This is a genomic window from Candidatus Rhabdochlamydia sp. T3358 (assembly GCF_901000775.1).
Classification (GTDB): Bacteria; Chlamydiota; Chlamydiia; order Chlamydiales; family Rhabdochlamydiaceae; genus Rhabdochlamydia.
Window position 1 is genome coordinate 1 of the sequence record NZ_CAAJGQ010000022.1, and the last position, 10322, is coordinate 10322.

Genomic DNA, 10322 nt, shown 5'->3' on the forward strand with positions numbered 1-10322 from the left:
GTGTAATTTAGGTTGAGTAAGGCTTCTTTGCCTCCTTCTAGATAGGTTTTGTAGTAACGTCTTATCGTATCCTCATCTAGAAGCAATGCATATGCTACTTGTGCATATGACCATCCATCATCTAATAATAAAATAGATTTGATTCTATCACATAACCTCTTATCTCGTTCCTGACGATGACGAGCCTTTAGGATGTCTTTTGCATTTTGTGTTAAAAAGCTTGATGTAGGTTGCATATGAGCAGGGATCTTAGCAGAAGATATGAGAAAATTTCAATGAATTGATTATCTGTAATGTCTTTTTTCTAATGCTGTTGAGTTTATTGCAGAATTAACGTTTAATGGTCTTAGATTTACCATTAATCCTTACCAATCTCCAGAACAGAGGCAACACGGATGGGTCCTTCTTAAGAACGTTCCTAGTAAAGGTTTGTCTTTGATTGGAAGTATTATATTTGGGATAGTCATAGGTCCAATTTGGATTTCTATTGATGCGGAACATTATATACTGGAGAATACGGAAAGGGCTAAAGTAGACTGGAAGCACGCTGATAGAGATACAATTGACTCAGAAGATCATAAATATGATTTAGAAGGAGCTATTTCAGAGGGTAACACTGGTCGCAAAAAGTGGAAAAACCAATTAGAGAATCCCACTTAATAGCAGAATTGATAGAGCTTGCATGCATTCAGTTTCATCATCTTGGCATGGGTTTGAGAAAAACTAAACATGATAAGATATTGAAACTGGGAGAGTTATGCAGATCTTATAATAACTAAGGCAAAAATTTGTCTTTTATTGGAAATCGATAGCTTACCAGATTAAAAAAATATTTATAATGGTTATTCCTATTTCTTATTCAGAAAAGCTAGGTTATCGGATTGAATATTCGATATTTACTAAACTAGATAAAGTGGATTTTGGATAAGATCCTTTTTCTTTTTATATGAAGTGACTACTATGAAATGGCAGCGTTTTTTTCTCATTGTCTTTCTCCTTCCCACCTTGATGTACCCTCTTAACCAAGAAGAATGCGCGAACATCTTTCACAAAATTCTTCCCGAATGGAATCGACACACTGAACTAATCCAGCAATTTCAGAAAAAGCCGTATACTCAAGAAGGACTTCAGCTTCTTAAGGAATCTCTCGTATGTTGCCAAAGAGCCGTGGGACACTGCGATACCATTCTAAATGATATTGCCAGTAAGAAAAAAGATGATCGCAAAAAACAGTGGAGAGTGGACTTAAAAAGTCGATGCGAGAAAGAAAAACAGGGGTTAAATGCAGAGATTAATCACCTGCAGATCGACATCGGCAGGGTTGAGGCGAATATTTCTGCCACAGCTCTTTATAATACAAGCTTGAAAAAAGCTGCAGCAGCAGGAAATAAAGATAGAAGTTGTGAAAGAGGATTTAATAACGTCCATGAGGTTGTTTCCGTCCTCAATGAAACAGCAAAACTCTATGAAGAGGCTTCTTCTCTTGCAAATCAAGCTTTATCTCTTATCAATCCTTATCCTCAAGAAGAGGACAAGGCAGCCTTAAGGCGTCAGGCAGCAAATTATCAAGAATTAGCTGGAAAATACAAAAACGAAGCAGTTAAGTGGCCGTCTGCAGCGTCGAATAACAGAGCAATGCACAAAGAAAAAGTAGCAGAAATCAAATTAGACTGCCAACTTTTGACAGAAAAAGGATTAAAGCGAAGCTGCTATGACTTACAAAAACATGCCCTTTTCCTATTAGAACAATTACTTGATGGCAATACCAGCAAGGAAGCCTCTGCTCTCAAACAGGAACAAACGCAATTACAAGAATACGTTGCTGCTTTTGAGAAAGAAGCTGATGACAACCGCTTAACAGATGTAAAACCAGTTTTCTCTAAAGAAGAATTCGAGGCTCGGGAAAAAGAGAGGAGAGAGTTATTTTTTAAAAGTGATTTCCTTTTAAACCCTGATCTTTATTTACCTGAAACGGTTAAAAATGAGCCTCTTCCTAGAATAGTTCCACTAGATGGGCAAACAGGGAAAAAGGAAGGGGATTTTTCTCTTTATACAGATCAGTTTTATCGATTTTTGATCCAAAGCCAACTTGCCGAGCCCGAGCTCATCGTCAAAGTTCTTGAAAATGGACAAGTAGTCCATACCGAAAAAATTGCCCTCCCTTTTAAAAATACTGATAGTTGGGAAGAGTATCTTAGGAATGGGATGGTTTTCATTCCGGATACAAAACTGAAGTCGGACTTCGGTTTAGAGCTGCGCCTAAGTTTTGCTGCTGATCCCCACAACAAATTTTCTTTGATTGTTTCACAAAAAAGTACGGACTTGCGGTACCAAATTGCCATTTCCTTAGGAGAAGAGTCTACACACTATGCATGTCAATTTTTAGCTACTCCACCATGGCAGCTCGAAACCTTAAGAAAACCAGCTTCAGCCCAACCCAATAAACCTATAAATTCTACTTCTATTCCCTCCATAGATGTAACGCTGAAAGAAGGGGAGCAACCATTAATCACTTCGTTAGAATCGATTGTTTATCCTGTATTGGATCAGCTCGTTGAAGAGCTGAGAAAAGACCCTCTAGCGTTGGCTAGCTTTGTCCAAAATGAAATTGCTCTCGTCGATGCATTTCTCCACCAAGAAAATGGGATCATTCATCCAGTAAGTGTTTATAGAAATCCTTGTACCACATTTCTTGAAAAACAAGGATCTGCTTGGGAGCAATGCCAGCTACTCGTTTATCTTTTACGCAAAGCGGGTTTCAAAGCAGTCTATGCCTTAGGAGACTCTTGCTCACTCCCTAAGGATTTTGTAGAGCGAATGCTTTTAACTAAACTGCCGGAAGACAAAGAAGAAGCTCTGCTTAAATATCCATGGGTCTTATTTTTTGACGGTAAGGAATGGATCTCTCTTTTTCCTTGGATGAAAGATATCCAAGTCCATGAAGGACATGACCTTTATAGCTTTTTGCCAGAAAAATATGCGAGCGCCGATCGATGGATCTTACAGTACCTGAAAGGTGACCAAGAGATTTTAAAGCATATTGGTCCCGATGGCGACGACACAGCGGGAGTGCTTTTTGTCCGTTTTGTGGAAGAGAATTTAAGAAAACAGGGGTTACACTTAAGCGATGTTGGGATTCATCGAACCCAACTAAAAAAGCAATATTCCTGTTGGGGAGATTTTCCACATCCTAACATCCAATCTCAACCTCAAATTTATAACTCATTAGATGCGATTCCCCAAATATATGCTTGGATGAAAATAGATATAAATTCTCGTCAAAATCCTAAAAAATCAATTTCCCGCACATTCCCTGTATCTTTTTTCAATTCGGGAGCATCTTTTATCCGTTTTGATACCAATGGGAACAATCAGACTCTTTTTGCTCAATTGGCAGGAAAAGATTTATCTGCAGTTCAGCTGGATTCCTCAGATCGGGTTATTGATATCTCTATTCAATTAGAATTTCTTCTTGGAAATCGGAGTCTTGCCCAAAAACAAACGTTCTGGATGGAGAAAGGGACCAGTGCAGCTCTGTGCTCACATTTCGGTGGAGATAACCTAAAAGTGACCTCCCAATATTTTGAGCAATTTAAAGTTCAAAAAGATGAGAAAAAGAAACTTTTATCTCTTTTGGCCTTCGTTGGAGCCTCATATTTCGAAAAATGCAGTAGATCAACCAATATTCTCGCTGCCCTGCATAAAGTCAATCCTACCTCCCCATTTGCTTTTGGCCTTGCTAAGCTCTCTCCTGACCTATCAAAAGGCCCTTTTAGAGGAGAGGAAGACCTAGTCCTTCCTCAAGTCGATATGTTTCGTTTTCATGCGGGTCCTTCAGAGTTATCAACACCTTTAGCGTGGCATCAGGAGATGCATACAGCAAGGACCGGTTTTGAAGCGCTTTCCCTGATCGACGGCTCTTCGAATGAACATCAGATTCTGCGAGAAATCTTTAAAGACGACTATGCTGTTTCTACAGTAAAACTACTGCAGTTAGCTCATCTTGAACAACAAAAGCAAGGATTGGAAGGGGAGGGGTTTTTGACTCTTACTCCAGCTAGTTTTGAAGCTGCCAATAAAAATCCAGAATCCGCCCAAAGCGAATATTTCTGTAACCTAAAAGACTTGAATCTTTCTGATTTAAAGACCGTATCGCCGTGGCAATGGAACATGCTGCAAACTCTTATGGATCCGAATCAACCATGGAGCAGTTGGACCTATGCTTATATGACTCCTGGATTGATAACTAGCTTAGATGGAACGCGTAAGGAAATGGGGACTATCATCATAAGCCCTCATGCATGGTATGCCCTGATTTCCATTAACGACATCGTTACTAATGGAGGCCTTGGCAAACCGCTCCCCAACTATTATCTTACCCCTTGGGCGATTAGAAATTGGGATCTCGTACCTACTGCCAATAGCTACACAAATGGCTATGCACTCCAAGTCCCTGTTCAGTCTAATTTTTCAGACAGGCCAACTTCTACCCTTCCCGTCATTGAAAAATCTACACCAGGGAAGAGAGACTGGATTTCTGATGTAAGAGCAAGCTTTAAAGATGGGTGGAACTATGTGGCAGATCCAGTTGATATTGTGTCAGGGGCGTTCTATATTGATGAAATCGATCTGATTCTTCCAGGGCCTTTCCCTCTAACGATTCGCCGTAACTATAACAGCCAAAACCCCCTTATTGGAGACCTTGGTTGCGGATGGAAGCTCAGCTTAAATCCATTCCTTATGGATCAAGATGGTAAGCGCTTTGCTGCTGAATTAGATGGAACTGTGATCGTTTATAGCTACAATCGACAAACCGATCGATGGGAAGTTTTTCCAGAAGAAAACCCAGAGCTCTCCAATTTTAATCAGCAGGGGATAGGCAGCTCAGCTAGCCCTTTCCATTCCTATATCAAAAATGATGTTTTATATGGAGGGGATGGATCAAAGCGATCCTACAAAGATGGCCTTCTGCAACAATGGGTAGATGTTAGGGGGAATAGCCTTTCTTTCTCTTATAAAGATGATCGCTTATCTCGTATCGAAAGTTCTAATGGGGATTTCTGCGGTGTCCACTACAATCATGAAGGCAATATCTCTGAAATCTATGCCAAAGATGGCAGACGTATCTCCTATGATTATGATTCACAAGGAGATCTCGTTAAAGTCACCCTCCCTAATACAGCTGAAATCAGTTATACATATGACCGGAACCATCGGGTCATTCGAGAGATAAAACCTCACGGAAAGGTCCTAGAAAACGTCTATAACGATGAGGGGAAGATCAAAGAACAAAGATCTCCCATGGGTTATAGACAACAAATGGTCCGAACCGCCACATTCGAATATGCTAATGGGAAAACGATCGTCACAGACGCGAAAGGAGAAAAAACAACCTATCAAATTCATGACAAGCAGATTTATAAAATAACTGATCCTTTAGGATTTACTACTCTTCAAGCTTGGTTCATAGACAAAGAATCATGGTTCGATCCCGAAACAGAGCAAGTCGTTGAATGGAATCAAAAGGGCGGAGCTATCCGAAGCCTAAAGTCAACAACGGGTAAACGAGGGCTCACAACCTCTTATCTCTACGACAATCGCGGAAATCTTGAACTTATCACGCTAAAAGGTGAAGATCTCACGGGAAACGGGGACTCAGAGATTAAGAAAAAACTCGTCTATAATGAGCGCAATCTCTGTATTGAAGAAGAAGTCTATGGACAAAGAACACTTACGACTTACGATCCTACCTTCCCTCATTTACCCAAAAGAATCGAGAAATATAGCGGAAATACTCTGACTTCCTACCTTGATTTTGACTACAATTCTTTAGGACAGTTGGAAAAAGAAGACCGTTCTGGGGTGGTCATTATTTGGCATTATAATGATCGAGGATTCCCTAGAGAAAAAATCCAAGTAACGGGGACAGAAGACCCCGATGTTGTCACCACTTATGCCTATAATCATCAAGGACAGTGCATAGAGGTCGTTTCTGTTGATGGAACTCGTGAGGGCGACTATGACCTCATGGGAAATCAGACTGAGTCAAAAATATTCTCTCCTTCTGGAAAACTTCTTTCTGCAACCTATATCGGATATGATCTGAACAACGCCCCTATCTGGAAACAGACGGCTAATTCTGAGAATATCGTCTATTTTGATTATCACGCTTCAGGGCTTGTTAAAGCTAAAAGGCAGTCGCTCACCCCGAGTCGTTCGATTGCCTATACTCTTTATGAGTATAACCCCTGTGGGTATCTCATCGAAGAAACAGACCCTAGGGGCTATATTACTTACAGAGACTACGATCCTTTAGGGCGGATTAAGGAGGAAACCAAGGAAGGGCATACAACTTTTTTCTCCTATGAAGCTGGAGGTCTCGTTGAAACCATTACATCTCCAGCTGGGGGACATGTCACACGCCATTACACAACCAATGGTCTTCTCAAAGAGGAGATTTACCCTGATGGGACCAAGAATACGATCGTTTATGATTTCTTGGGACAGCCAGTTCTAGAAACAAAGAATGATGTCGCCTGGGAAATCAAATACGACGATGCTCATCACCGAGTAATAAGAACTCATCTGACAACGAAAATTTCTGAAATCAGCGAATTTGACCTAAGAGGCAATCTTATCAAGTTTACTGATGCAGCGGGCTATACCTCAGAAAAAACTTATGATGGCCTTAATCGTCCTAAGACCGAGATAAGCCCTAGTGGTAAGCATACAGGTTGGAATTATCACGATGACGTTGTCGTCTGCCGTCTTCCGAGCGGGGAGACTACCACAACTCAGTACGCTGGTGGAAAGGCTATTAAGTCAGAGGTCAATGATTCTAGAGGTGCTCTCATCGCTGTTTCAGAGTTCCATTTTGATCCTGAAAACGATAAGGAAGAAGTCATTGAAGGAGAGGAAGGAACGATTATCTGGAGAAATGCTCTCGGGCTTCCTGTAAAGGTTGAAAAAGGAGAGATTACTGTTAGTTATGAATATGACGTTTGTGGCAATTGCATCACCTCAATTGATGGGGATGGCAGGGTAACTCGTCAAGAGTTCGATGGATTAGGACGTTTAGAAAGGCGAGAACTCCCTGATCGAAGTGCTGTTGAATTTGTTTATGATCTAGACTCTAACCTAGCCGAGTACCATCTACCTAACGGCAATGTCTGGAAAGCTTCCTATGATTCAATGCATAGAAAGAGATGGGAAGAGTTAGTCTCTTCAAGAGGTTCTTCTGAGCGATGGACTTTCTCTTATGAAGGTGGTTATCTTAAGGAAGCTACAGACCCTATGCAACGGGCTCACATGTATCTTTACGATTCGCATGGAAGGATCTTCCAAGATAGCGTTGAAGGTGGTAAGCTTATCTATACATATGAGCCAAGAGGGTTTCTTGCAACAGTCAACCAAACTACGGACATAACTTCTTCATGGCTATCTAACTGGGTATATGGATCGCAAAGCGAAAATTCGCTCGTAGAACGCTCTTATGATGCGGATGGTAACCTGGCTCTTGAGTCGGTCTATTTGAATTCTCAATTGATTCAGCAGACCAAGCAAAAATGGACTGCTAATAGCCGTTCTTTGCAGATTGGAAACCATGTCCGTGATTTCATCTATCAAAACAACCAAGTTGTACAGGTTGCAACTCAGCATGTAGGGGTGTCCTATTCATATGAACTCAGCGGATCTCTGAAAAGCAAAAATGGTAGCCTGAGCTCTACCACAATCAATTATAACACATCTGGACTACCGGAGACCGTTCTGACACGTTTACCCGAAGGATCCTATCAAGAACAGCTTCATTGGTATCCTTCAGGAAAAATCTACACCTACATAGCTCCGGGAAAAGAACAAAGTTTCTCTTACAATGAACGAGGATATTTAAGATCGACAGGATCTGAAAAATATGACTTTGACTTTGATTCTGCAGGCACCGGCGTTCGAACAGTCGCTCCTGGGTGGTATGTTCCTCAAAACAGCTTAGATGACTTTGGCAGAATTCTTACTTCAGTATTCGAAAAGATACCTCTTTCAACTGGTTACAATCCAATGGGTGAGGTTATTACTCATGGACAAAAACAGTTATCCTGGGATCCGTGGGGCAGGTTAGTCAAAATTACTGATCCTTCTTATTCATGGGAGGCTTCTTATGATGCTTTTGGCAGAAGATTTCAAACGCGATACACAAAATCAGGAGAGCAAGCTTTAATCACCAACTCTCTCTACGATCCTGAGGAAGAATTCCAAGAGATCGGGATACAAATCGGAGGGAAAACCTTCTGGAAAATTTATGGGCCAGATGCTTGCGATGCGATCAGTGATGAAACAGGAGCATCGGTTACCCTAATGCACAATGCATTGAGGCAGCTGACAGGAGTTGTTTCTCACCAAGGAACCCTCTATAGAGAAAAGTCTCCTTCCTTCTATGGACCTCTTGAGATACATCCTTCTGTTTCTTCAGATCTGATTTCCTATGCCCAGTCTTTGAATTGGCATAGTAAGGCCCAAGATCCAACAGGTTTCATCTGGATGGGGGATAGATACTATGATTCTAGAAACGGTCAATTCTTAAGTCAAGATCCGGTGTCTTACCCGATGTGCCTAGATCTATATGCTTACGCTAATGGGGATCCAGTTAATTACTTTGATCCAGAGGGTCGATTTGCATCTCCTGTGTATCAATCAGTCAAACCTGTTGTGATCGGTGCTTTGCAGCCTTTCAACGGATTAAACCAGGCCATTCAAGGCTTTAACGCTATTCCTGCCTATCTTGCAAATCACGATTTGACGCGTTCAGGCTCTTTCCAGGTTGGTTCTTTTGATTTATCTTGTGGTGCAATAGGATTCATCAATGGGATCAACAATCAACAAACTCAATCTATAGCAAGTGCACAGCAATTGAGCCAATATGCAGGCGGAGCAAAAGTTTATGGGATTTATAATGCAACCAACTGGGATAGTATTCAGTGGGTATCAACAGTGATCGATGTCCTAGAATGCGGACTAGGACATATGAGAATGCATACCCCACCCGTTCAATTATTAAAAAATCAATGGGATCATTTTATTGCCACACACGGACCTGATGAAAAATTTCTACAGATTAGCCACAGCGGAGGAGCCCTTCAGGTTTACAATGCCCTTTTGACCTCGCCAAAATCAGTCCAGCAAAGAATCATTAGCCTAGCTCTTGCCCCCGCTGCCATTATTCCAGAAGAACTATGCTTTAGGTCTTATAACCACATGAGTAGGCGGGATATTGTTACTCGTCTTGACGTGGTAGGGAAGATAAAATATGGAAATCAGTTGCAAGTGCTAGAGCCTCATCCTAACGCCAATTTTTGGGATCATGAGTTTTTAAGTCCGACTTTTGCACCGAAGATAAGACGTCATATTAACGATTATATTGAAAACTATGGAGGTAAGAAATGAAATTATTTTTTAGCATTGGAGTGATCTTATTTATGTTCTCTTTTCTTTTTGGGTGTTCTTCTTTTGGCTATCAGTCTCCCCGTTATGTAAAACTAGCTCATGAAATTACGGAAAAAACTGCAAAGGAATTAAAAGCTCAAAAGAATTTGTGCCTTGCAGGAACAGGAGGACAAATGATGGATGACATACAGATGATGGCTATGAGCTTTGATTATTATCAAGAGGTTGATCTCAAAACAGGTCGAGAGCTTATTGTCCATGTCATCAATGAATATCTATTAGCAATCAATAGTAATAAAGAAATAAGATCTTATCTTCATGAATATCCCTTTAATGCCAAAAACGTTGAAATAAGAATTTTCGTTTATAACCCAGACAGGTCTGAGCTTCCACCAGAAAAAATAGATTGTATTACTTCTCTTAATGGCACGCTTAAGTATTACACTCGTTTAAATTCTTGCCAAGCGATTTATGAGGAGACTTACGAGCAAGCTTCGCAAGCAATTTCTTCCGAATAAAAATTTTGTAGGGAAAAAGAATGTCAAAAACTGTGTTACAAACTGAAGATCAAAAGAAAATGAAAGGATACGCTCAAAATGCGACAATTATCTATAGTTTATTGTTCCCCTTTTTATTGTGGTTTGCAGGCATGTCTGGTATGGTAGCCGATAGCCCATCCTGATATTGCAACCATTTTTTAGACACTTAGAACATAAATTTTTCTATCTTCATTCGTATCGTCTCCGCGAGCTATGCAGGGCTCGCTTGCGATATCTTCATTAAAACTTTTCTTTTTATATCACTCTCTCAGCTGTACAATTCCATGCAGCCTCAAAATCTATAGGCGACACATATCCTAAAGTCGAATGCAATCTTTTGCGGTT

At 40.7% G+C, this 10322-nt stretch carries 5 protein-coding genes; 4 read left to right on the top strand and 1 reads right to left on the bottom strand.

What is annotated here, in order from left to right; all coding sequences use genetic code 11:
• The coding region (locus RHTP_RS07160; protein ID WP_138107444.1) for a helix-turn-helix domain-containing protein at positions 1-236 on the bottom strand (236 nt) is incomplete at its 3' end.
• A gap of 199 nt (positions 237-435) precedes the next feature.
• Here RHTP_RS07160 and RHTP_RS07165 point away from each other — a divergent pair.
• From RHTP_RS07165 to RHTP_RS08835, 4 genes are all read left to right on the top strand, one after another.
• On the top strand, positions 436-660 hold the full coding sequence (locus tag RHTP_RS07165) for a hypothetical protein (protein WP_138107445.1): 225 nt from the start codon (positions 436-438) through the stop codon (positions 658-660).
• Positions 661-960: 300 nt separating this feature from the next.
• Complete coding sequence (locus RHTP_RS07170) at positions 961-9438, top strand: DUF6531 domain-containing protein (protein WP_138107446.1); 8478 nt, start codon at positions 961-963, stop codon at positions 9436-9438.
• Positions 9435-9956 (top strand): hypothetical protein, encoded by a 522-nt coding sequence (locus tag RHTP_RS07175; RefSeq protein WP_138107447.1) that lies wholly within the window; start codon positions 9435-9437, stop codon positions 9954-9956. The genes RHTP_RS07170 and RHTP_RS07175 overlap by 4 nt, the downstream gene beginning before the upstream one ends.
• Positions 9957-9976: 20 nt before the next feature.
• Positions 9977-10120, top strand: coding sequence for a hypothetical protein (locus tag RHTP_RS08835; RefSeq protein WP_171005775.1), 144 nt, complete (start codon positions 9977-9979; stop codon positions 10118-10120).
• Positions 10121-10322 lie beyond the last annotated feature (202 nt).